Below are 21,954 nucleotides of genomic sequence, written 5' to 3' on the forward strand. Positions count from 1 at the left end.
CGGGAGGCGCATCGGTGAGCCAGGAGAACGGCGACGGAGCGAGCCGGGGAGCCGGATCGGGACGATCGGCCCGAGCCATGGACGAGGTCGACAGGCGGATCCTGGACGAGCTGGTCCGCGACGGGCGCACGTCGGTGCGCACCCTGGCCGAACGGATCCACATCTCACGCACCAACGCGTACGCCCGGGTGGAGCGCCTGCTGCGCGAAGGCGTGATCACGGGCTTCCGGGCGCAGGTGGCCCCCGAGGCCGCCGGGCTGGGCACGTCGGCGTACATGGCGTTGACGATCGAGCAGAACACCTGGCGGGAGGTGTCGGCCGAGCTGGCCCAGGTGCGCTACGTCGAGCACGTCGCGCTCCTCAGCGGCGAACACGACGTGCTGGCCCTGGTTCGGGCGCCGGACAACGCCGCCCTGCGCGACGTGGTGCTCGATCGGGTGCAGCGCATCGCCGGGGTGCTGTCGACGCGGTCGTGGCTGGTCTTCGAGGAGTTCGACGGCACGCAGAGCCCGTGGCAGTAGGCCGGGCCGCGCCGTTCACCGCTCGGGCGGCGCCTCCAGGCCCTCGGAGTCGGCCAGCTCCAGCAGGGGCTCCAGCGAATGCCGGTCACCGTCGAGGCCGGCGTGCGGGTCGCCGCGCTCGGCGAAGCGGGCCGGCATGCTGAGCACGTCGAAGTCCTCCGGCCGGGCGTCGTCCAGCTCCGCCCAGTCCAGCGGCGCCGACACCAGGGCCTGCGGTGTCGGCCGGATCGAGTACGCCGACGTCACCGTGTGGTCGCGGGCCATCTGGTTGTAGTCGACGAAGACCGGCCGGTCCCGCTGCTCCCGCCACCAGGTGGTGGTGACCAGCTCCGGCAGCCTGCGCTGCATCTGCAGGCCCAGCGCGAGCACCGCCCGGCGGCAGTCGCCGAAACTCCACCTCGGCTCGATCGACAGGTAGACGTGCAGGCCGCGCCCGCCGGTGGTCTTCGGATAGCCGGTCATGCCCAGCTCGGCGAGGAACGCCCGCACCTCGTGCGCCACCGGCACCACCTGCTCGAAGCCCACGCCGGGCATCGGGTCGAGGTCGATGCGCAGCTGGTCGGGGCGTTCCACGTCGGCGGCGGTGACCGGCCACGGGTGGAACCGCAGGGTGCCCAGGTTGGCCGCCCAGATCACCACGGCCAGTTCGCTCGGCGCGACCTCGTCGGCGGTCCGGCCGCTGGGGAAGGTGATGTGCGCGGTCCGCACCCATTCCGGGGCGCCCGCCGGCAGTCGCTTCTGATAGAAGGCGTCACCACGGTTGGTCTGCCGGGTGGCGATCGTCGCGCCCTCGAAGACGCCGCGCGGCCAGCGCTCCAGCATGGTCGGCCGGTCGCGCAGCGCCCGCAGGATGCCGTCGCCGACCGCCAGGAAGTAGCGGACCACGTCCAGCTTGGTCAGTCCGCGTTCCGGGAAGTACGGCTTGTCGGGGCTGGAGACGCGGACCAGCCGCTCCCCCACCCGGATCTCCTCCGCCGCCGTGGCCACGCCCCCGAGGGTACGACGTCCCGGCGGGCCCGGTGGGCTACCGGCCGGGGACCAGCGTGGCGCCGCGGCTGAGGCGACGAACCAGCCGTCCGGTGCCCACCCGGGCGCGGTTACCGCGCCCGGCGCCCGGGTAGGGGGTCGGCATGGCGGAAATGTCGACCCTCTGGATCATCAGGCACGGTGAGAGCACCGCGAACGTGGCGGCCACCCGGGCCGAGGAGAACGGCGCGGACGTGATCGGGCTCAGCCACCGCGACGCCGACGTGCCGCTCTCGGGCACCGGCGAGGAGCAGGCGCGGGCGACCGGCCGCTGGCTCGCCGGGCTGCCCGAGGATCGGCGGCCCGACGTGGCGGTGGTCTCGCCGTACCTGCGGGCGGTGTCCACGGCCGAGCTGGCGCTGCACGGCACCGGGGTGCCGGTGAGCCGGGACGAGCGGCTGCGCGACCGGGAGCTGGGCATCCTCGACGGCCTGACCGGGCACGGGGTCCGCCGCCGGTTCCCCGACGAGGCCGAGCGCCGCACCCGGCTGGGCAAGTTCTACTACCGGCCGCCCGGCGGTGAGGCCTGGACCGACGTGGCGCTGCGGCTGCGCACGCTCCTCGGCGACCTGCGCCGCGACCACGAGGGCCAGCGGGTGCTGCTCTTCGGCCACGACGCGCTGGTCTTCCTCCTGCGGTACCTGGTGGAGGGGCTGACCGAGCCGGAGCTGATGGCGTTGACCCGCGAACACGTCATCGCCAACTGCTCGATCACCGACTGGTCCGCCGACGACCAGGGCAGGCTGACGCTTGGCGGTTTCAACGAGGTCGGCCACCTGCACCGGCAGGGCGCCGAGTCGACCAGGGAGGACGAGATCCATGCCGAACCGGTCTGAGGTCAAGGTGATCACGCCGGGGCTGCTGCGCGACTGGGAGCTGCCGGTGCCGGCCGGCGGCAAGGAGAGCCGGGGCACCGTCCTGGTGATCGGCGGCTCCCGCTTCACGCCCGGGGCGGTCCTGCTCGCCGGGGTGGCCGCGCTGCGCGCCGGCGCCGGGGTGCTCCAGCTCGCCGCCGCCGAGTCCACCGCGGCCACGCTGAGCATCCAGGTGCCTGAGGCGCTGGTGGTCGGGCTGCCGGAGACGCCCGACGGCGCGGTCGCCGCAGACCGGGCCGGCCAGCTCGGCGAACTGGTCGGCGCGGCCGACGTGGTGGCGCTCGGCCCCGGACTGAAGGGCATCGACGAGACCACCGAGCTGCTGGGTCTCGTCCTGGAGGCGGCGGGGACGCGCACCCCGCTGGTCCTCGACGCGTACGCCCTGGGCGCGCTCAGCCACGAGCCGAAGCTGCTGGTCGGCTCGGGCCGTCCGGTGGTGCTCACCCCCAACGTGACCGAGGCCGGGCACCTGCTCGGCCGCGAACCCGGCGACGACCTGGGCGCCGAAGCCGCCGAACTGGCGCACCGGTACGAGGCGGTCGTCTCGCTCTACGGGCACGTGGCCGCTCCGGACGGGCGCGGGTGGCGGGAGGAGAGCGGCGACGCGGGCCTCGGCACGTCCGGCAGCGGAGACGTGCTCGCCGGCCTGCTCGCCGGGCTGCTCTCCCGGGGCGCCGACCCGGCGCAGGCCGCCTGCTGGGGAGCGTTCGCGCACGCCGTGAGCGGCCAACGGCTGATCCCCCGCTACGGCCGGATCGGTTTCCTGGCACGGGAACTGCTCGACGAGATCCCGCGCACACTGGCCACCGTCTGACCGGGCGAGAACGGCCACATTCGCCCGTTTCGCCACTGACCCTCGGGGTACCGGATCGACACCCAGCCGAGCTACGAAAGGGGGCACGCCGGTGTCAACCGATGCCATCGTCCTGCTCAAAGAGGACCACAAGGAGATGCGTCGCCTGTTCAAGGCCTTCCAGGACGCCGAGGAGGGGCCGGCGAGCCAGCGGCAGAAGCTGGTGAACCAGATCCTCGAGGCCCTGACGGTGCACACCTACCTGGAGAACGAGGTGATGTACCCGGAGGTCCGCCGGCTCCTGCCCGACCTGGAGGACGACATCCTCGAGTCGTACGAGGAGCACCACGTGGCCGACGTGCTCTGCCTCGAACTGGCCGCGATGGACGCCGACGACGAGCGCTTCACCGCCAAGACGACGGTGCTGATCGAGAACGTCACGCACCACGTCGAGGAGGAAGAGGAGGAGTGGTTCCCCAAGGTCCGCGAGGCGTTGAGCCGTAAGCAGCTCCAGGAGATCGGCGAGAAGATGATCGCGCTGCGCGCGGACGCGCCGCGTACCCCCACCCAGCCGAAGGCGATCAAGAAGGCGCGCGACGCGGTGACCGCCTGAGCCACCAACCGTTCGACGAGGGGCCCGGCCGGACCGGGCCCCTCGTCGTGTCCGGCCGGGCGGCAGCACCGTGCCACCACCTCGCCGGGCGCACGTCGGGAGGTCGGCCGGGTCGCCCCGGGCCGGCCCGGTAGGATCGGCGCGGGCCGTTACTGGCGCGTGGGGATGGACAACCATCGGGAAGCGGTCCCGTCACGAGGACGTTTTTGCCGAGCGCCTGGGCCTTCCGCACGTCTGTAGGAGGTCGTATGTCGCACAACGCCGAGTCCACCGCATTCCGGAGCGCCCTCGAGGTGATCCGAGCTGTCGAGCCGCGGGTGGCCGACGCCATCGGCGCCGAGCTGACCGACCAGCGGGAGTCGCTCAAGCTCATCGCCAGCGAGAACTACGCCTCCCCGGCCACCCTGCTGGCCATGGGCAACTGGTTCAGCGACAAGTACGCCGAGGGCACCGTCGGCCGTCGCTTCTACGCCGGCTGCCAGAACGTCGACACCGTCGAGGCGCTCGCCGCCGAGCACGCCCGGGAGCTGTTCGGCGCCGCCCACGCGTACGTGCAGCCGCACTCGGGAATCGACGCCAACCTGGTCGCGTTCTGGGCGGTGCTGGCCGACCGGGTGGAGTCCCCCGCCCTGAAGAAGGCCCAGGTCCGCCAGGTCAACGACCTCACCGAGGCCGACTGGTTCGCGCTGCGCCGCGAGCTGGGCAACCAGCGGATGCTCGGCATGTCGCTGGACGCGGGCGGTCACCTCACCCACGGCTTCCGGCCGAACATCTCCGGCAAGATGTTCGACCAGCGCAGCTACGGCACCGACCCGGCCACCGGCCTCATCGACTACGACCGGGTCGCCGAGGCCGCCCGCGAGTTCAAGCCGCTGATCCTGGTCGGCGGCTACTCGGCGTACCCCCGGAAAGTGAACTTCCGGATCCTGCGGGAGATCGCCGACTCGGTCGGCGCCACCTTCATGGTCGACATGGCGCACTTCGCGGGCCTGGTGGCCGGCAAGGTCTTCACCGGCGACTTCGACCCGGTGCCGCACGCGCACATCGTCACCACCACCACCCACAAGTCGCTGCGCGGCCCCCGCGGCGGCATGGTTCTCTGTCAGCCGGAGCTGGCCGACCAGGTGGACCGGGGTTGCCCGATGGTGCTCGGCGGTCCGCTGCCGCACGTGATGGCCGCGAAGGCCGTCGCTCTCGCCGAGGCCCGCCGCCCCGACTTCGCCGACTACGCCCAGCGGATCGTGGACAACGCGCAGGCCCTCGCCGACGGGCTGCTGCGCCGGGGCGCGACGCTGGTCACCGGCGGCACCGACAACCACCTGGTGCTCATCGACGTGTCCGGCTACGGGCTCACCGGCCGGCAGGCCGAGCAGGCCCTGCTCGACTCCGGCATCGTCACCAACCGCAACTCGGTCCCGCAGGACCCGAACGGCGCCTGGTACACGTCCGGCATCCGGATCGGCACCCCGGCGCTGACCACCCGCGGGCTGGGCACCGCCGAGATGGACCAGACCGCCGAGCTGATCCACACCGTGCTGACCCAGACCACGGCCGGTGCCAACGCCGACGGCACCCCGTCCAAGGCCAAGTACACCCTCGACGCCGACCTGGCCGACAAGATCGCACGCCAGGCCACCGACCTGCTGGCCCCCCACCCGCTCTACCCGGCCATCAACCTGAGCTGACGCCGGCCCGGACCCGCACGTGAGTTCCGCGTCGATCATGGAGTCGTGGTGCCCGAATCAGGGCGGGTGGCAACCTTTGTCCACCACCACAACCCCATGATCGACGCGGACGGGGGCGGGGCGCGCGGCGCGGGGCGCGGGGCGCGGGGCGCGGGGCGGGGGGTTAGTTCAGGGGGCGCTTGAGGTGGTAGCGGTGGACTTCGGTGCTGCCCTGGACGTTGTTCACGTCCTCGGCGGCCGAGACCAGCTCCCAGCCCTCCCGGCCGGCGCGGTTCAGGTGCGCGATGGCCGTGTCGCCGTAGGGGGTGATGTCCTTACGCGACCCGTCCGGGCCGTACCAGACGAACGAGACGGTGAAATTGCGGCCCTGTCCCTGATAGCGGCGGACGAGCAAGGCGTACTCCCAGGCAACCATGCGGCCCATTATGACCGTCCACGCAGGAGCTCGTCAGCGATGAGGGCGGCGAGCCGGTCCAACCCCCTGTCGATCTGCTCGGGTGTCACCGCGCTCACCGACAACCGCAGCGCGCACACCGGCGCCGTGTCGTCGTAGAAGTGCGCCATCGGCGTCCAGAGCACCCCGTAGTCACGCGCCGAGGTGTCCAGCAGCGCGTCGTCGACAGCGAACGGCACCGTCACCACCACGAAGAACCCGCCGGCCGGCACCGTCCACCGCACCGCCGCCGGCCGGTCCGGCTCATCGGGGAAACGCCGGGCCAGGCCGGCGACCAGGTGACGCAGATTGCGGGCGTACGCGGCCCGCTCCCGGGTGTTCGCGGGCACCAGGCTGCACCCGTGCTCCAGCAACCGTCCACCGATCACCGCCTGCGCGATAGGTGAGGTGTTCACCGTGACCATGCTCTTGATCATCGCGAGCTGGTCGGCGAGCGGGCCGACCCGACCGTCGGAGCCGGCCACCCGCTGGTCGGCGACCACGTAGCCGACCCTCGCCCCGGGCAGCACCGTCTTGGCGAACGAGCCGAGGTAGACCACCCGCCGGTCGGTGTCCAGCGCCTTGAGCGTGGGCGGGCGCGGCCCGTCGTCGACGGGGAACAGCCCGTACGGGTTGTCCTCCAGCAGCAGCAGGTCCTCCTCGGCGGCCAGCGCCAGCAGCCGCTGCCGGTCCGGGACGGTCATGCTGATCCCGGACGGGTTGGCGAAGTCCGGCAGCACGTAGCAGGCGCGCGGCCGAAGACCCTCCGCCCGGGCCCGACGCACCTGCGCGCGCAGGTCGGCCAGGTCCACACCGGACGGTCCACCGGCGACCGGCCACACCGGCAGGTCCACCAGCCGGGCCGCCCCGGTCAGCCCGACGTAGGTCGGGGCGACCGCCAGCAGCACGTCCTGCGGGCCGGCCCGCAACGCCCGCAGCACCAGGAACATCGCCTCCTGGCAGCCGACGGTCACCACGACGGACTCCGGGTCGACAGTGATCCCCTCGTCGACCGCGAGGTTGCGGGCGATGAGGTGGTGCACGACGCCCTTGGTCCGGCCGTACTGCAACAGCAGCCGTCGGGCCTGCTCGGGCGTGTGACCCAGGTCGTCGACGAGGTGCCGGTGGAACGTGTCCAGGTGCCGGTGCACCGCCGCGACGTCGAAGAACTCCTCGTACGGGCGTCCGGCCGCGAGCGACACCGCCGCCGGATAGCGTTCGGACACCTCATTGAGGAAGTTCATCGAGGTCAGCGCCGGGTCACCCAGCGCGGGGTGCAGGTCGGCGACGCTCAGGTCGACCGCCTCGGTCGATGTCACCGCTCAGCCCACCCCGAGCGTCCGCAGCTCGGCCGCCGCCGCCGGATCGGCGCAGCCGGCCAGGATCAGCGCGTCCCGCACCTCCGCGGCGAGCAGCGCCAGCGCGTCCTGCGCGCCGCGCCGTCCCCCGACGGCCAGCGCCCAGAGCATCGGACGGCCGACCAGGACGCCCGCCGCGCCCAACGCCAGCGCCCGCAGCACGTCGGTGCCCCCACGGATGCCGCTGTCCAGCAGCACCTGAGCACCGTCGCCGACGGCGTCGACGACCTCGGGCAGCATGGTGACGCTGGCCGGCGTTCCGTCCAACTGACGCCCGCCGTGGTTGGACACCACGACCGCGTCCGCCCCGATCCGTACCGCCTCGACCGCGTCCCGGGGATCCAGCACCCCCTTGACGACCAGCGGCAGGTCGACGTGCTCCCGCAGCCAGGCCAGGTCCGCCCAGCGCAGGGCCGACTCGAACGACGCGTCGGTGTGGGTGGCGATCGCGGACACACCGGGGGCGCCGGCGTGCGCCAGCGCGTCCCGGCCGTGCGGCAGGTTCGCGGCGACCACGTCGGCCGGGAGGCGGAACGCGTTGCGCAGGTCGCGGGGGCGTCGGCCGAGCACCGGGACGTCCACGGTGACCACCAGCGCGTGGCAGCCTGCAGCCACGACCCGGTCCAGAAGATCGCGGACCAGCGTCCGGTCGCGCAGCCAGTAGAGCTGGAACCACACGTCCGCGCCCGCTTCGGTGATCTCCTCGATCGGCGTGCTGCTCAACGTGCTCGCCAGGTACGGCACGCCCGCGGCGCCGGCCGCCGCCGCGAGACCCGGTTCCCCGTCCGGGTGCACGAGCCGCTGGTACGCCATCGGCGCGACCCCGACCGGCATCGCGTACGGCCGGCCGAGCAGCCGGGCGCCGAGGTCCACGGCGTCGTTGCCGCGCAGCACCCGGGGCAGCACGGCCACCCGGTCCAGCGCGGCCCGGTTGGCGGCCAGGGTCACCTCGGCGGCGCTGCCGCCGGCGATGTAGTCCCACACGTCCGGGGCCAGCACCGCCCGCGCCCGCTGGCCGTAGTCGGCAAACGTCACCGCCGCCGGCGGAACCGTCGGCAGGTCCGCCAGCACCGGCTCAGCCACCGCGCACCTCCAGGTCGCCTGCGGCGGAGTCCGGGCCGGCGGCGGCTGCGCCGACACCCGAGCCCGCGGCGGCCGGGTCACCGTCAGCCTGACCAGCGGCCGGTCCGTCCGGGCGGGGCGGCAGCCCGAACCGTTCCCGCAGGAAAGCCGCCGCCCGCTGCTGCGCCCGCTGGCCGTCGGTGAAGGCGCCGGGCATGGCGAAGAACCCGTGGATCATCCGCGGATAGTGGTCGAGGCGGACGGGCACGCCACAGGCGCGCAGCCGCTGCGCGTAGCGCTGCCCTTCGGCGCACAGCGGGTCCAGCTCGGCGGTGACCACCAGCGCCGGAGGCAGGCCGGACAGGTCGTCGGCGAGCAGCGGCGACGCCAGCGGATCCCGGGAGTGCGCCGGGTCGGCCAGGTAGTGCGTCCGATACCAGGCCACCGACCGGCGGTTGAACAGCGCCGGGTCGTCGTCGAGCGGGCCGGACGGCTCGCCGCTGACGTCGGTGTTCGGATAGACCAGCAGCTGCGCGGCGAGCGGGGGCCCGTCGGCGCGGCAGAGCAGCGTCACCGCCGCGGCCAGGTTCCCGCCCGCGCTGTCCCCGCCCACCGCCAGCCGGGTCGGGTCCACGCCGAACCGGTCGGCGTTCGCGGCGATCCACACGGTGGCGGCGTGACAGTCGTGCACCGCGGCCGGAAAGGGGTGCTCGGGGGCCAGTCGGTAGCCGACGGTCACCACCTGGCATCCGGCCGCGTTGGCCAGTCGCCGGCAGATGCCGTCGGCGGTGTCCACGCTGCCGAGCGTCCACCCGCCGCCGAAGAAGTACAGCAGGGTGGGCAGCGGTCCCGGCCCGGCCGGCCGGTACACCCGGATCGGCAGGTCACCGCCCGGCCCGGGGATCCGCTCGTCGCGTACCTCATCGACCTGCTCGACCACGCCGCCGCCGGCGCGGATCGCGGCCAGGTCCGCGGCGCGCGCCTCGCCGAGGGTCTGCGTGTAGAGCGGCGGCGTGCCGGCCGCGACGCGGGCGGCGCGGTAGGCCGCCACCTCCGGGTGCAGGGCCATGCGGGTCTCCTATCCGCCGGTGCTGACCAGCAGCTTGTCGATGCCGCGCAGGAAGAGACTGCCGCTGTACGTCGGGGTCTCGGTGACCGCGAGCCGGGGGAACCGGGCGAACAGGCGGGGCAGGGCGAGGCGTCCCTCCAGCCGGGACACCGCCGCGCCGAGGCAGAAGTGCAGGCCCACGCCGAAGGCCAGCGACGGCGGGCCGGAACGGGTGGGGTCGAAGACGTCCGGGTCGGCAAACCGCGCCGGGTCCCGGTTGGCGGCGCCGATGATGATGAGCACGTTGTCGTCGCGGGAGACCGGCACGCCGGCCAGCACGGTGTCCTGCGGCGCGGCCCGGGCGAGGAAGTGCACCGGGCTCTGCAGACGCAGCACCTCGTCGACGCAGCCCCGGGCGAGGTCGTCGTCGGTCGGCAGCGCGGCGACCGCCCCCGGGTGGGCCAGCAGCAGCGGCAGGCCGTTGCTGAACATGTAGACAGTGGTGACGAAGCTGGCGTTGAACAGGACGATCAGGTTGCTGATCAGCTCCTCCTCGGTCAGCTCCACCTCGCCCGAGCCGACGGCCTCGACCAGCGCGCTGATCAGATCCTCGCCGGGAGCGCGGCGGCGGTGGGCCAGCAACTCCCGGTAGAACGCCCGCAGCTGCTGCGCCGCCGTGTTCGCGGCGGCCAGCCGCTGCGGGGTCTTCCCGGCCACGTCCAGGAACTCGTCGATGCGCTCCACCTGGTCCCGGTACCACTGCAGCTCCCCCGCCGGGATGCCGATGAACTCCGCCATCACCAGGGCGGGGATCGGGTACGCGAAGTCGGCCACGAAGTCGACGACCCCGCCACCGGCGTCGGCCATCCGGTCCAGCAGCTCGTCGACGACCCGCAGGATCACCGGCTCCAGTGCGCCGAGGCGCCGTGGCGTGAAGGTACGGGAGAAGACGTGCCGCATCCGGGTGTGATCGGGCGGGTTGAGGAACATCATCGAGGTCTGGAAGGTGCGCAGGATCTCGTGCTCCTCCCAGCCCGGCGGCGGCTGTTTGGTCCACTGCGGATCGCGCAGCAGCCCGTCGATCAGGTCGTACCCGACCGCCACCGCCGCCACCGTGCGGTGCTCGGCCCGAGGTGGTACCGCGCTGACCGGCCCGAGCCGGTGCAGTTCGGCGTACCACGGGTACGGATTCTGGCGGCCCTCTTCGCTGTAGAGGCCGGTGAGCAGGTCCTGCACCGTCACGACGTTCTCCTCCCCAGGATGTCGGTGCCCGGGGGCGGCGGGATCGGCCGCCGCCCCCGGACCGGTGTCACAGGTTGAGCAGTCGCAGCGGAACGGCGTCGGCCATCGCCTGGTTGCCGGCGTCGTTCGGGTGGATGTGGTCCCCCGAGTCGTACGCGGGCAGCAACTGGCTGGGCCGGGCCGGGTCGCGCACCACCCGGTCGAAGTCGAGCAGCCCGTCGAACTCCCGGCTGCCCCGCAGGTACGCGTTCACTGCCTGCCGGGTGGCCTCCTTCTCCGGCGTCCACACACCCGGGGCGCCGTGCCCCTCGTACGGGGTCAGCGTGGCCACCAGGCTGGTCAGCCCGCGCTGCTGAAGCTGCTGGTTGATCTGCCGGAGCGTGGCAATGATCGCCTCCGGCGAGTCGTTGGACATCCAGATGTCGTTGATGCCCAGGTGCGTGACGACCGTACGGACCCCGGTCTGGGGGAAGACGTCCTCGTTGAGGCGGGCCGCCGCGTTCGGGCCGAGCTGGAAGTAGCCGGGGTAGTCGCCGGCGCCCGGCTCGGTGCCCTCGTGGTTGAGGCGGTTGCCGGCCAGGCTCAGGTTGAGCACGCCGGGGGTGCGCCGGTCCGGCCGGTCCGCGAGCAGCCGGTCGGAGAGCAGGTCCGGCCAGCGCCGGTTGGCGTTGACAGTGCTGCCGTTGCCGTCGCCGATCGAGTCACTGAGCACGACCAGCGCCCCCGGACTGCCCTTGCGCTGCACGTCCACGCCGGACAGGAAGAACCAGCAGCAGGTGGGTCGGATGGTGAACCCGCCGCCGTCGGCGGCCCCGGTCAGGTCGCCGGCGCCGATGAAGTTGCTCTGCTGGGACTGCCCGTGGAAGGTCGTCGGCCCGGTCGGCGTCGGGAAGTGCAGCGTGACCACCAGGTCGCTGTCGTCCGCGACGGTGAAGGTCAGCGGGTCGCTGAGCAGCTCGGCGCCCCGGTTCATGGTGGCCGAGGCGGCGCCGGTGAACGTCAACGCGCGCAGCGAGGCCGGGTCGATGTCGGAGACGTCGTCGACCGTCGCGGTGTTCGGCCGGGCGACCGTGGCGCGGCCCACCCGGACCGCCTGCTCGCCGTAGAGGTTGCTCAGCCGTACGCGCAACGCCGGGCCACCCACCGAGACGTGCACGACCATCCGGACGCTCTGGTCGTTCAGGCCGGTGTTGGTCAACCCGACCGAGTTGCCCCGGGTGACCGCTGCGGCCCAGCTGCCCGCCCACTCGCCCCGGTCCGGTCGGGCCGCGACGGTCGGGGATCCGCCGGCGCTGGCGACGACGGCGGGTGTTGCCGTGACCAGCAGCGCCGCGGCCGCAGCGACGACATGCCATCTCTTCGGGGTCGACATTGAACCTCCATCGTGTGGCAGCCCAGGGCCGTCCGCTGACGGCTCCCGCCTGGACGATGGTCCAGAAACCTAGCCGCCGCCGATGACGGGCGTCAATCAACCTGATCGACGCGATCAAATGTCCACCGGGCCTGCCGGATCGCCCTTCGGCCCGGTCCCGCAGCGCCCTCGCCGGCCTAGGCTCGCAGGCGGCGGCGGTGCGGTCGCCGAACGCGCGCCCACCGCCCGCGGTGTCACCGGGAAGACCGACCCGGAGACCGCCGCTTCCTTGCGACGATGGGGGTTTGCCGGATGACTGACGGGCCCGGGCACGCGACCTATGTGGACAGGGCGCTGGATCTCTTCGCCGACTTCGGCGACCGGGAGGCGCTGGTCGGCGGGGACCGCCGCATCACGTACACCGAGGCCGCCGCGCTGGTGCGGGCGATGGCGGGGGCTCTGACCCGGCACGGCGTACGGCCGGGCTCTGCGGTGCTGGTGACCGTCGCGAACGCCGTGGAGGGGCCGCTGCTCCAGCTCGCCCTGCACCTGATCGGCTGCCGGACGATGTGGGTCGCCCCGGTCACCGCCCGCCGGGAGGTCGACGAATTCATCCGGCTGGCCTGCCCCGACGCCCTCGTCTACGACGCCCGCGACCCCGCCAGCCTGGGACCGGAGCTGGCCGCCGCGCTGCCGGGCGTGCCCGTGTGCTGCCTGGGCCCCGGCGGCGCCGGCCCGGACGTCACGGCCGACACCGATCCGGCCGGTTCCATGGCGCTGCCGGCGGCCGCCCGCGCGCCGGAGTCGTTCCTGCAGACCAGCGGCACCACCGGCACACCCAAGCTGGTGCACCACACCGAGAGCTTCTACGCCCAGATCCTCACCCTCGCGGCCGACTTCCGCGCCGCCGGGTTCCCCCTGCTGCGGCACCTGTCGCACTCACCGATGTGGCTGGCCAGCGGCCAGATCACCGCCCTGATCAACCTGTTCACCGGTGGCGTGCTGTTCCTGCGCGACGACTGGGACCCGGCGGCGTTCGTGGCCACCGTGCAGCGGGAGCGGATCAACTCCACGTTCGTCACCCCGCCGATGCTCTACGAACTGCTGGACCACCCGGCGCTGGTGGGCGCCGACTTCTCGGCCATGTTCATGTTCAACGTGGGCGCCGGGCCCGCCGCGCCCGCCCGGCTGCGCCAGGCCATCGCGCGGTTCGGCCCGGTACTGCGCATCGTGTACGGCCTCAGCGAGGCCGTGGTCATCACCGCTCTGCCCGGCCTGACCGACGATCCGGAGCACCCGGAGCGGCTGCGCTCCTGCGGGCGGCCCTACGGCGACGTACGCGTCGAGATCCGCGACGACGACGGCACGGTGCTGCCGCCGGGCCGCGACGGCGAGGTGTGGGTGCACACGAAGCTGAGCTTCGCCGGCTACCACGGCGAGCCGGAACTGACCGCGCAGACGCTGGTCGACGGCTGGGTCCGCAGCCGCGACATCGGCCACCTCGACGCCGACGGCTACCTCTACCTGGTCGACCGGACCCACGACATGATCCTGACCCGCCAGCGCAGCTGGCCCATCTACAGCCGCCCGATCGAGGACGTGCTCGCCGGGCACCCGCAGGTACGCGCCGCCGCGGTGATCGGCGTGCCGGACCCCACGGCCGGCGAGGTGCCGTACGCCTACGTCGTGCCGGCGCCGGACGCGCCAGTCACCGAACGGGAGCTGATCGACCTGGTGACCGCCGAGCTCAACGAGATGTGGGCGCCCGCCGGGGTGGAGTTCGTCGACAGGTTGCCGGTGAACCGGTCGGTGAAGGTGGACAAGCAGGCGCTGCGCGCGCGGTACGCCGCCCGCCGGACGGCGGCGGTCGGGACATGACCCCCCGCCGGCAGCTGGTCGTCCTGGTCAGCGCGGACCTGATCTCCAACCTGGGCACCCGCATCTCGGTGGTAACCATCCCCTGGCTGGTGCTGGTCACCACCGGCAGCCCGACCAAGATGGGTCTGGTCGCGTTCGCCGAGACGCTGCCGTACCTGCTGTCCAGCGCCCTCGGCACGCCCTGGGCGGACCGGTTCGGCCTGCGCCGCACCTCCATCCTGTGCGACGCGGGCAGCGCGGTGGCCATGGTCGTCGTCGCGCTGACTCCGTGGCTGGGCTTCGCCCCCCTGGTGGCGCTGGTCGCGGTGGCCGGCGCGCTGCGCGGCATCGGGGACCGGGTCAAGCACGTCATGTTCCGGCCGGTCGCCGAGGCCGCCGGGGTGCCGCTGATCCGCCTGACCTCGGCGTACGACGGGTTGAGCCGGGTGGTGACGCTGTTCGGCGCCGCCGTGGGCGGTCTGTTGATCGCCGCGTTCGGGGTGAGCCAGGCGATCCTCATCGACGCGGCCAGCTTCGCGATCTGCGCCCTGCTGATCGGTCTCCTGGTCCGCCCTTCGGCCGCTCCGGCGCAGCCCGCCGCCCCGGTCGGCTACCTGCGCGCGCTGGGTGACGGGTTCGGCTACCTCGTTCGGGACCGGCCGCTGCTGGGGATGCTTGTCGTCGTCTCGGCGCTGAACATGGTCGCCAACGCCAGCGTGGCCGTCTACATCCCGTTCTGGGTCGCCCGGGAGCTGCACGGCCCGAGCGGCCTCGGTCTCGTGCTTGCGGCGTTCTCGGCTGGCGCGCTGCTGGGCAACGTGCTGTTCACGATGCTCGGCCCGCGGCTGCCGGGCCGGCTGACGTTCCTGCTCGGGGCGATGGTCGCCGGCACGCCCCGACTGATCGCACTGGCGATCAGCGACGAGTTGCCGGTCGTGCTCGTGGTGACGTTCCTGTCCGGCATCGGCATCGCGGCGGTCAACCCGCTGCTCGGGGTGGCGCTCTACGAGCGGGTGCCGCCGGATCTGCAGACCCGGGTGCTCGGCATCGCCGGATCGCTGGCCTTCGTGGGCCTGCCGGTCGGCGCGCTGCTCGGCGGCTGGTCGGTGGACGCGCTCGGGCTCACCCCGGCGCTGCTGGTCATGGCCGTGGCGTGCCTGCTCGTCACCGCGTTCCCGCTGCTGGTCAGGGCATCCAACCCGAAGACACCGACGCGACCCACACCTGCCGCCGCCGCCTGACGTCCTGCTGGCCGGCGGCTCGCGACCACCTCGCGCGCCGCCTTTGCTCTGCTTCAACGGAGGCAACAGTGCGAGGCCCCAACCGTTGCGTGGGTGGAAGCAGAGCAAAGGGGCCAGTTGTGGTACGGCCAGGCGCGCGCACCTCCCGCACGCCTGGCCCAGGCGCTGGCCCGACCGGTCACGCTTTCGGCGCATATCGGTTGCGGACGGCCGGTGGGGCCCGCAGGCTCGAGCGGATGAGCGCACAGCCCGCACCCCACGTACCGCACACCGACGAGACGACGGCCCGGCGCATCAACGTGGGCCTGGTCCGTCGACTGGTCGCCGAGCAGTTTCCCCGCTGGGCCGAGCTGCCGGTGCGCCCGGTCGAAGTCGGCGGCTGGGACAACCGCACCTTCCACCTGGGTGACGAGATGACCGTCCGGCTGCCCAGCGGCGAGGGCTACGCGTTGCAGGTCGCCAAGGAACAGCGCTGGTTACCCGTGCTCGGCGCGCGGCTCCCGCTGGACATCCCCACCCCGCTGGCCCACGGCCGGCCCGGGGCCGGCTACCCGTACCCGTGGTCGGTCTACGGCTGGATCGACGGTCGGACCGCAGCCGTCGAGCGGATCGACGACCTGACCCGCTTCGCGACCGACCTCGCGGCCTTCCTGCGGGCCCTGCAAGACGTCGACACCACCGACGGCCCGGCGGCCGGCCCGCACAGCGCCTGGCGCGGTGGCCCGCTGTCCACGTACGACGCGGAGACCCGCGCGGCCATCGGGACGCACCGCGACCGGCTGCCCGTCGACGTGGTGACCGACATCTGGCAGGCCGCGCTCGACGCCGCCTGGGACGGGCCCCCGGTCTGGTTCCACGGCGACGTCGCGGACGGCAACCTGCTGGTCCGCGACGGCCGGCTCGCCGCCGTCATCGACTTCGGCTGCTGCGGTGTCGGCGATCCCGCCTGCGACACGGTGATCGCCTGGACGCTGCTGCGCGGCGCCGCCCGGGCGGCGTTCCGCGACGCGCTCGACGTCGACGCGGCCACCTGGGCGCGCGGACGCGGGTGGGCGCTGTGGAAGGCGCTCATCACGCTTGACGCCCCGGAGCCGGCCACTGCGGCCTGGGCCCGGCGGGTGCTCGGCGAACTGCTCGCCGAGCACGCCGTGTCGCGCTGATCCCCGCGCACCGGCCCCGGCTGGGGCGTCTCGTCAGTGACCAGTTCGGACCGGGGTGGCGTGTTCGGTCCGGCAGCGCGGGCAGCGCAGCTTCGCCCCGGCGACGGCGGTCGGCACGCGCAGTCGCTGCCCGCAGCCGCAGGTGAACTCCCGGGCCGAGCGCAGGTACTCGGCGCGGTCGCGCCGTGGCCACCGGCTGTGGCAGCGGGCGCACCACTTCGGCGGGTAGCTGTTGTACCAGGCCAGCCCGAACGCTCCCCCGACCATCAGGGCACCGGGGACCAGCAGGCCCAGCGGCGCGAGCAGGGCGGGCCACAGGGCGCCGACGCCGTCGGACAGCACCGCGCCGACCACGACCACAACGACCATCGGCACGCCGAGCAGGGTGAACCCGAAGCCCCACGCGAAGGCCAGCAGCGACAGCAGGAACACCGCCCACATGCCGCCGGGGGCCCATCGCCGGACGCCGTACCCGCCGCAGCGTGGACAGTCCGGCGAGGCACGGTGCGGCACGGCCCGCAGCGCCTTCGGCGCGAGCCACTCGGTCAGTTTGCCGAGGATCGCCTCGACCAGCTTGCTCGCCAGCGCCTGCAGAAAGGCGTTGAGCACCGCCACCTCCCTCCGAGCGAGTCGCCAGCCCCACGGCGGCCGGCCCACCGTCATCGTGGCGGACCCGTGCCAGCACACCGGCCCACCGCGCCGACGCCACCGCCCCGACGACGCCAATCCGACAGGGGCAACGAACCTCGTCGTTCGTCGTCAGTTCCACCTGGCCGAGGTCAGCCTGGCCGAGGAGGCGCCTGTCGGTTAGCGTGCCGGCATGCCATCGACGCTCGACGAATCGACAGACCCGTACTGTCTCCGCCCCGGTGAGGCCACCGAGCTGCTGCGCGGGCACCCGTGGCGGCGGTTCGTGGCGATCGGCGACAGCGTCGTGGAGGGCATGTGCGAGCCGACGCCCGGCTACCCGGACGTGCAGTGGGTCGACCGGGTCGCCGCCGAACTGAGCGCCGTGCGCCCCGAGCTGGCGTACCGCAACCTGGGTCGACGCGGGCTGCGCGCGCACCAGGTGCGGGCCGCGCAGCTCGCCCCGGCGCTGGCCTTCGAGCCGGACCTGGCGCTGGTCGTCTGCGGCGGCAACGACGCCTTTCACCCGGCGTACGACGCGGACGCGGTGGACGCCGAGCTGACCGCGATGATCAGCGCGCTACGGGACGCCGGCGCGGACGTGATCACGGTAGGCATGTTCGACGTGTCGCACAGCCCGGCCGTGCCCGAGCACGTGCGGGCCGGCCTCGGGGAACGGATGCGCCGCCTCTCCGCGCGCACGGCGCGGCTGGCCGACCGCCTGGGAACTGTCCACGTGCACCTCACGGACCACCCGCTGACGGCCGACCCGACCCTCTACAGCACCGACGGCCGCCACGGCAGCGCCCGCAGCGACGCGATAGCGACTGCCGAAACCCTGCGCGCCCTCCGACGACCGCCTCCGTCCCACCGCGCCCGGTGATCATGAAGTTGTTGCCCTCGGGCGCGGTGTGGCGCGGCAACAACTTCATGGTCAACCGGAGGTTGGGGGGCCGGACAGGAGGACTCCGGTCAGGAGGACTCCGTGGGCCAGGTTGAGGATTCCGTCGCCGCCGGGGAAGCCGACCCTCGCCAGGCCGCCGGAGGCCTGGCGGCCGAACAGGTACGGGGCGAGGGAGTACGGGACGTCGGCCGTCACCGTCTCGCCGGTCTCGATCTGCACGAAGTCCATCGGCACCCGGTCGGCCGGCAGGTACTGCTGCAGGATGTTGCCGCCCCGGTCGACGGCCGCGCGCAGGCCCTCAGCCCACTCCGCCGGGCTCAGCTCGGGGCCGATCAGCACCCCGTGCCCGGCGGAGCCGTCCGCCGGCTTCGCCACCAGCTCGGCCTGCTCGGCGATCGCGCGGTCGAGCACCGCGACTGTCAACGGCACCGTGTACGGCACGTGCCGGCGGATCAGCGTCTGGTCGTCGGCGGGCAGGGCGTCCACGTCCTCCCACAGCCAGGCGAAGGTGGTCTTGTTGCCGAGCAGCCAGGCCGCCGCCGACACGAACATCGGCAGCGTGCCGGCGGCCAGCGCGCCGGCCACCGCGTCCAGGCCGGCGGTCGGGGTGACCCGGTTGGGCACGAAGAGGCGGAACAGCGCGTCGACCGGCGCACCGTCCACCACGAGCCGCTTGTCGTCCGCCAGGGTGGCGGTGGCCAGGGGCGCGATGACCAGGTCGATGCCGAAGTCGCGGGCCCGCACGGCGAGCGGGCTGAGGATGCGGATGAACGTCTCCGGGTCGTCCAGCCCCGGATAGTCGGCGTCGAAGTCCATCAGCAGCGCCAACCGGGCGCCGTCGGGCAACCCCAGCTCGTCACGGATCGCCACGAAACGCTGGTCCAGCAGCGACGGCGCGGCGCGTACCGGCAGGTCGTCGAGGATGCCGTGCTCGGCGTAGAGCTGCGCGAACCGCTGGATGACGGTGTCGGCGTCGAACCCTCCCCCGAGGCTGCTGTCGATGTTGTACTCGACGAACTTCGGCACGCCCTCGGTGAAGATCACATCCGGTCGGTACGCGGCCAGCAGCGCCTCGGTCAGCGGCTCCGACTCGTCCAGCAGCCGGGTCTCCCCCGCCGGGACGCCGAGCAGCCGGCGCAACTCGCCGGCGGTGTCCACCCGGCGCCGGCAGGTGTCCAGGATGAGGTGGGCCAGCCGGTCGCAGACCTCGTTCAGCTCCCGCCAGGCGTCGGCGGTCAGGATCGGGGGGCGGGCCAACCGCCACTCCTTGTTGTAGGTGGCCCGTCCGTGAAAGACGCGTTCCCAGGCGGCCGCGCCGCTGGCCACCATGGCCTGGCGGGCCGGCTCCGGCAGGTCGGTCCAGGCCCGGTCGGCCGGCGGCCACGAGTAGTTCGGGTCGATCATGATGAGTCCTTCATGGTCAGGTGGATGGCGGTGGCGAGCTGCTCCCGGGAGGGCTGCACGGCGCGGTCCAGGGCGGGGGCGAACGGCAGCACCGCCCCGTCCGGGCGGGTGACCCGGCGCGGCGGGGCGAGCAGTCGGACCCGCTCCACCACCGAGGCGATGATCTCGGCGGCGATGCCGCAGGAGCGGTTGGCGTCGTCGAGCACCACGAGACGCCCGGTGCGGGCCACCGACTCGGCCAACCCGTCGATGTCGAAGGGGTACAGGGTGCGCGGGTCGAACACCTCCACCGAGACCTGGTCGGCAAGCTCCGCGGCGACCGCGAGCGCGTCGTGCACGAGATGCCCGACCGCGACGACCGTGACGTCGTCGCCGAAGCGGTGGATGCGCCCCCGGCCCAGCGGCACCGGCTCCAGATCGGACACGTCGTCGCGGACGTCCATCGCGCCCGCCGGGGCGAACACCACCACCGGGTCGTCGTGCCGGATCGCGCTGACCAGCAGTCCGTACGCGTCGGCCGGGGTGGCCGGCACGACGGTGACCACCCCGACGTGGGCGAAGAGGCTGTACGGGTGGTCGGAGTGCTGCCCCGCCCAGCCGGTCCGCGACCCGGAGCCGGGCACCAGGTAGGTGACGGGCACCGCGCACTGCCCGCCGGTCATCAACGGGAACTTGTGCGCGTGGTTGACGATCTGCTCGAAGACCAGAAACAGCAGCGACGGGATCTGGAACTCGATCACCGGCCGCAGCCCGGCCAGCGCCGCCCCGGTGGCGAAGCTGGTGAACGCCTGCTCCGACAGCGGTGTGTCGCGGACCCGGTCGACGCCGAACCGTTTGGCCAGCCCGGTGGTCACCAGTGACGCGCCGACCTGGATGTCCTCGCCGAGCAGGAACACCGCCTCGTCGCGGGCCAGCTCGTCGGCGAGGGCCCGGGTCAGGGCCCGGCGGTACGACAGTCGGGGCACCTCAGCCACCTCCGGTGCGCAGGGTCATTCAGCCACCTCCGGTGCGGGCGGTCATTCCGCTGGCGTACAGGTAGGCCAGCGCGTCGGCCGGGTCGGGTTCCGGGCTGTCCAGGGCGAAGCGCACCGCCGCGTCGACTGTCGCCTCCACCTCGGCGTCCACCGCGGCGCGGTCGGCGTCGGAGAGCCGTTCGCCCTGGATGTGCACCGGGTCCCGGGCCCGGCCCCGGGTCACCTCGTCGGGCGGCCGGTAGTCGAGGCGTACCGCGTGTTCGAAGGTGTGGTGGGCGTCGAAGCGGTAGGTCCGGGCCTCGATCAGCTCGGGGCCGCCGCCGGCGCGCATCCGGTCGACGGCGGCGGCCGCGGCGTCGCGTACCGCCTCCGGGTCCTGGCCGTCGACCTCGACGGCCCGGATGCCGAAGGCGGCGGCCCGGCCACCGATGCTGCCGGCCACCGCGCCGGCGACCGGCATGGTGGTGGCGTAGCCGTTGTTCTCGCAGACGAACAGCACCGGCACCCGCCACAGCGCGGCGAGGTTGAACGCCTCCAGCAGCATCCCCTCGTTGACCGCGCCGTCGCCGAAGAAGCTCACCCCGACGGTGTCGTGGCCCTGCCGTCGACGGGCCCACACCGCGCCCGTGATGATCGCCCCGGACGCGCCGACGATGGCGTTCGCGCCGAGCACGCCGATGCTGACATCGGCGGCGTGCATCGAGCCGCCCCGCCCGGCGTTGAGGCCGGTCAGCCGGCCGCACAGCTCGGCGAGCATCCGGGCCGGGTCGGCGCCGCGGGCCAGGACGTGCCCGTGCCCGCGGTGGGTGCCGGCGAGCACGTCGTCGGCCCCGAGCGCGGCGCAGACGCCGGCGGCGATCCCCTCCTGACCGAGGTACGGGTGGATGCCGCCGACGATCTGCCCGCCGTGGACCAGCTCCACCGCACGCTGTTCGAACCGGCGGATCAGCCGGACCGTGCGGTAGAGCCGGACCGGGTCGGCGTCGGTCACGCCGGCGCCTTGATCGCCGCGAGGATGTCGTCCCAGAGCCGGGCGCGGGCGGCCAGCGCGGTGTTGACCGTGTCGGCGCACTCCTGCCACTTGGTGTCGTCGTCGCCGCACAGGTCGGCGAGCATCTGCATGGCCATCGGGGTGTGCTGTTCGCCGTCGACCTCGATGTGCCGTTCCAGGTAGTCGACGAAGGCGTGCAGCCGGTTGCTGCGCTCGTTGACCGCGACGACCTGGGTGAACATGTCCGGGATGAGGTCCTCCCGGCCGAACGCGAAGGCCGCCGCCTGGCAGTGCACCGGGGTGGACTCGATGATGTGCCAGGTGGTCGCGGCGAACCGCGCGGACGCGGCCGGCGCCCCCGCCTCGGCGAGCGCGTCGGTCACCGGCCGGCCCGCGCGCAGCAGGTCGACGAGGCTGTTCACGGCTGTGGTGTCCGCGCCGGCCTCGACCATGCCCCGCACGTACAGCTCGAAGTGGCTGATGTAGCCCTCGCCCAGCTCGTCGCTCTCCTCCACCATGACGATGTCGTTGATGAGGCGGCGGCTGCCGGTCGGGCCGGTCGGGATCCAGGGGACGTTCACGCAGGTCAACTGCCGCTGCAACGACTTGAGCAGCGACATGAAGTCCCACACCGCGAAGACGTGGTGCTCCATGAAGGTGACCAGCGACTCGTGGGTGTCGAGGTTGGCGTAGAGCGGGTGCTTGACCACGGCGTCGCGCCGCTCGGTCACCGCCTGTTCGAGCCGCTCGATGCCCGGGTGCGTCCTACCCCAGTCGTACCGTGACATT

The 21,954-nt window shown here is 73.2% G+C and carries 20 protein-coding genes, 1 pseudogene and 1 riboswitch; of the genes and pseudogenes, 9 read left to right on the plus strand and 12 right to left on the minus strand.

What is annotated here, in order from left to right:
* Positions 1–77: 77 nt before the first annotated feature.
* Positions 78–521 (plus strand): Lrp/AsnC family transcriptional regulator, encoded by a 444-nt coding sequence (locus tag AB0B97_RS25125; RefSeq protein ID WP_234587152.1) that lies wholly within the window; start codon positions 78–80, stop codon positions 519–521.
* Positions 522–536: 15 nt separating this feature from the next.
* Here the strand turns inward: AB0B97_RS25125 and AB0B97_RS25130 are convergent, their stop codons facing one another.
* Complete coding sequence (locus AB0B97_RS25130) at positions 537–1,508, minus strand: DNA primase small subunit domain-containing protein (RefSeq protein WP_357496916.1); 972 nt, start codon at positions 1,506–1,508, stop codon at positions 537–539.
* 143 nt (positions 1,509–1,651) lie between these two features.
* Between AB0B97_RS25130 and AB0B97_RS25135 the strand changes: the two genes are divergently transcribed.
* The 4 genes from AB0B97_RS25135 (at position 1,652) to AB0B97_RS25150 (ending at position 5,513) form a co-directional block, all read left to right on the plus strand.
* Positions 1,652–2,383: a histidine phosphatase family protein gene (locus AB0B97_RS25135; RefSeq protein ID WP_234587147.1), complete on the plus strand. Its 732-nt coding sequence runs from the start codon at positions 1,652–1,654 to the stop codon at positions 2,381–2,383.
* Positions 2,367–3,236 carry an NAD(P)H-hydrate dehydratase gene (locus AB0B97_RS25140; protein WP_357496918.1) on the plus strand — a complete coding sequence of 290 codons (870 nt, stop codon included), beginning with the start codon at positions 2,367–2,369 and terminating at the stop codon, positions 3,234–3,236. Before AB0B97_RS25135 ends, AB0B97_RS25140 begins: the two co-directional genes overlap by 17 nt.
* Positions 3,237–3,327: 91 nt before the next feature.
* Positions 3,328–3,828: a hemerythrin domain-containing protein gene (locus tag AB0B97_RS25145; RefSeq protein WP_357496920.1), complete on the plus strand. Its 501-nt coding sequence runs from the start codon at positions 3,328–3,330 to the stop codon at positions 3,826–3,828.
* A 138-nt stretch (positions 3,829–3,966) separates the two neighbouring features.
* Positions 3,967–4,058: riboswitch (ZMP/ZTP riboswitch) on the plus strand.
* Between the two features lie 18 nt (positions 4,059–4,076).
* A complete protein-coding gene (locus AB0B97_RS25150) occupies positions 4,077–5,513 on the plus strand; it encodes a glycine hydroxymethyltransferase (protein WP_357496922.1) in 1,437 nt (478 codons plus the stop codon).
* 163 nt (positions 5,514–5,676) lie between these two features.
* Here AB0B97_RS25150 and AB0B97_RS25155 read toward each other — a convergent pair whose 3' ends face one another.
* From AB0B97_RS25155 to AB0B97_RS25180, 6 genes and pseudogenes are all read right to left on the minus strand, one after another.
* The gene (locus AB0B97_RS25155) at positions 5,677–5,937 is read right to left on the minus strand and encodes a hypothetical protein (protein WP_234587138.1); all 261 of its coding nucleotides are present in this window, start codon (positions 5,935–5,937) and stop codon (positions 5,677–5,679) included.
* The gene (locus AB0B97_RS25160; RefSeq protein WP_357497341.1) at positions 5,937–7,190 is read right to left on the minus strand and encodes a PLP-dependent aminotransferase family protein; all 1,254 of its coding nucleotides are present in this window, start codon (positions 7,188–7,190) and stop codon (positions 5,937–5,939) included. Before AB0B97_RS25160 ends, AB0B97_RS25155 begins: the two co-directional genes overlap by 1 nt.
* A 78-nt stretch (positions 7,191–7,268) precedes the next feature.
* Positions 7,269–8,387: an alpha-hydroxy acid oxidase gene (locus tag AB0B97_RS25165; protein ID WP_357496924.1), complete on the minus strand. Its 1,119-nt coding sequence runs from the start codon at positions 8,385–8,387 to the stop codon at positions 7,269–7,271.
* A 127-nt stretch (positions 8,388–8,514) separates the two neighbouring features.
* Positions 8,515–9,435, minus strand: a pseudogene (locus AB0B97_RS25170) (alpha/beta hydrolase); the annotation flags it as partial.
* Between the two features lie 9 nt (positions 9,436–9,444).
* Positions 9,445–10,656, minus strand: coding sequence for a cytochrome P450 (locus AB0B97_RS25175; RefSeq protein WP_357496926.1), 1,212 nt, complete (start codon positions 10,654–10,656; stop codon positions 9,445–9,447).
* Positions 10,657–10,723: 67 nt separating this feature from the next.
* Positions 10,724–12,028 (minus strand): SGNH/GDSL hydrolase family protein, encoded by a 1,305-nt coding sequence (locus tag AB0B97_RS25180; protein WP_357496928.1) that lies wholly within the window; start codon positions 12,026–12,028, stop codon positions 10,724–10,726.
* Between the two features lie 291 nt (positions 12,029–12,319).
* Here AB0B97_RS25180 and AB0B97_RS25185 point away from each other — a divergent pair, with 291 nt between their 5' ends.
* From AB0B97_RS25185 to AB0B97_RS25195, 3 genes are all read left to right on the plus strand, one after another.
* Positions 12,320–13,885, plus strand: a complete 1,566-nt coding sequence (locus tag AB0B97_RS25185; protein ID WP_357496930.1) for an AMP-binding protein — start codon at positions 12,320–12,322, stop codon at positions 13,883–13,885.
* Positions 13,882–15,105: an MFS transporter gene (locus AB0B97_RS25190; RefSeq protein ID WP_357496932.1), complete on the plus strand. Its 1,224-nt coding sequence runs from the start codon at positions 13,882–13,884 to the stop codon at positions 15,103–15,105. The genes AB0B97_RS25185 and AB0B97_RS25190 overlap by 4 nt, the downstream gene beginning before the upstream one ends.
* Before the next feature lie 236 nt (positions 15,106–15,341).
* A complete protein-coding gene (locus AB0B97_RS25195; protein WP_357496934.1) occupies positions 15,342–16,265 on the plus strand; it encodes an aminoglycoside phosphotransferase family protein in 924 nt (307 codons plus the stop codon).
* A 33-nt stretch (positions 16,266–16,298) separates the two neighbouring features.
* Here the strand turns inward: AB0B97_RS25195 and AB0B97_RS25200 are convergent, their stop codons facing one another.
* Positions 16,299–16,874: a hypothetical protein gene (locus AB0B97_RS25200; protein WP_357496936.1), complete on the minus strand. Its 576-nt coding sequence runs from the start codon at positions 16,872–16,874 to the stop codon at positions 16,299–16,301.
* A gap of 211 nt (positions 16,875–17,085) precedes the next feature.
* Between AB0B97_RS25200 and AB0B97_RS25205 the strand changes: the two genes are divergently transcribed.
* Positions 17,086–17,775: an SGNH/GDSL hydrolase family protein gene (locus tag AB0B97_RS25205; protein ID WP_357496938.1), complete on the plus strand. Its 690-nt coding sequence runs from the start codon at positions 17,086–17,088 to the stop codon at positions 17,773–17,775.
* Between the two features lie 51 nt (positions 17,776–17,826).
* Here the strand turns inward: AB0B97_RS25205 and AB0B97_RS25210 are convergent, their stop codons facing one another.
* From AB0B97_RS25210 to AB0B97_RS25225, 4 genes are read right to left on the minus strand one after another with little or no spacing between them, the layout of a single operon-like run.
* Positions 17,827–19,200, minus strand: coding sequence for a hypothetical protein (locus AB0B97_RS25210; protein WP_357496940.1), 1,374 nt, complete (start codon positions 19,198–19,200; stop codon positions 17,827–17,829).
* Entirely contained in the window at positions 19,197–20,165 is a 969-nt protein-coding gene (locus AB0B97_RS25215; protein ID WP_357496942.1) for a transketolase C-terminal domain-containing protein, read from the minus strand. Before AB0B97_RS25215 ends, AB0B97_RS25210 begins: the two co-directional genes overlap by 4 nt.
* Before the next feature lie 28 nt (positions 20,166–20,193).
* Complete coding sequence (locus AB0B97_RS25220; protein ID WP_357496944.1) at positions 20,194–21,165, minus strand: thiamine pyrophosphate-dependent dehydrogenase E1 component subunit alpha; 972 nt, start codon at positions 21,163–21,165, stop codon at positions 20,194–20,196.
* Positions 21,162–21,953, minus strand: a complete 792-nt coding sequence (locus AB0B97_RS25225; RefSeq protein ID WP_357496946.1) for a DUF3050 domain-containing protein — start codon at positions 21,951–21,953, stop codon at positions 21,162–21,164. Before AB0B97_RS25225 ends, AB0B97_RS25220 begins: the two co-directional genes overlap by 4 nt.
* Between the last annotated feature and the right edge of the window lies 1 nt (position 21,954).

The sequence above is a fragment of the Micromonospora sp. NPDC049004 genome, assembly GCF_040649315.1.
GTDB lineage: Bacteria > Actinomycetota > Actinomycetes > Mycobacteriales > Micromonosporaceae > Micromonospora.

Coding starts and splice junctions, on each gene's coding strand:
- AB0B97_RS25125 (WP_234587152.1), top strand. CDS start 78: ATGGACGAGGTCGACAGGCGGATCCTGGACGAGCTGGTCCGCGACGGG.
- AB0B97_RS25135 (WP_234587147.1), top strand. CDS start 1,652: ATGGCGGAAATGTCGACCCTCTGGATCATCAGGCACGGTGAGAGCACC.
- AB0B97_RS25140 (WP_357496918.1), top strand. CDS start 2,367: ATGCCGAACCGGTCTGAGGTCAAGGTGATCACGCCGGGGCTGCTGCGC.
- AB0B97_RS25150 (WP_357496922.1), top strand. CDS start 4,077: ATGTCGCACAACGCCGAGTCCACCGCATTCCGGAGCGCCCTCGAGGTG.
- AB0B97_RS25155 (WP_234587138.1), bottom strand. CDS start 5,937: ATGGGCCGCATGGTTGCCTGGGAGTACGCCTTGCTCGTCCGCCGCTAT.
- AB0B97_RS25160 (WP_357497341.1), bottom strand. CDS start 7,190: ATGAACTTCCTCAATGAGGTGTCCGAACGCTATCCGGCGGCGGTGTCG.
- AB0B97_RS25180 (WP_357496928.1), bottom strand. CDS start 12,028: ATGTCGACCCCGAAGAGATGGCATGTCGTCGCTGCGGCCGCGGCGCTG.
- AB0B97_RS25185 (WP_357496930.1), top strand. CDS start 12,320: ATGACTGACGGGCCCGGGCACGCGACCTATGTGGACAGGGCGCTGGAT.
- AB0B97_RS25190 (WP_357496932.1), top strand. CDS start 13,882: ATGACCCCCCGCCGGCAGCTGGTCGTCCTGGTCAGCGCGGACCTGATC.
- AB0B97_RS25195 (WP_357496934.1), top strand. CDS start 15,342: ATGAGCGCACAGCCCGCACCCCACGTACCGCACACCGACGAGACGACG.
- AB0B97_RS25205 (WP_357496938.1), top strand. CDS start 17,086: ATGCCATCGACGCTCGACGAATCGACAGACCCGTACTGTCTCCGCCCC.
- AB0B97_RS25210 (WP_357496940.1), bottom strand. CDS start 19,200: ATGATCGACCCGAACTACTCGTGGCCGCCGGCCGACCGGGCCTGGACC.
- AB0B97_RS25225 (WP_357496946.1), bottom strand. CDS start 21,953: ATGTCACGGTACGACTGGGGTAGGACGCACCCGGGCATCGAGCGGCTC.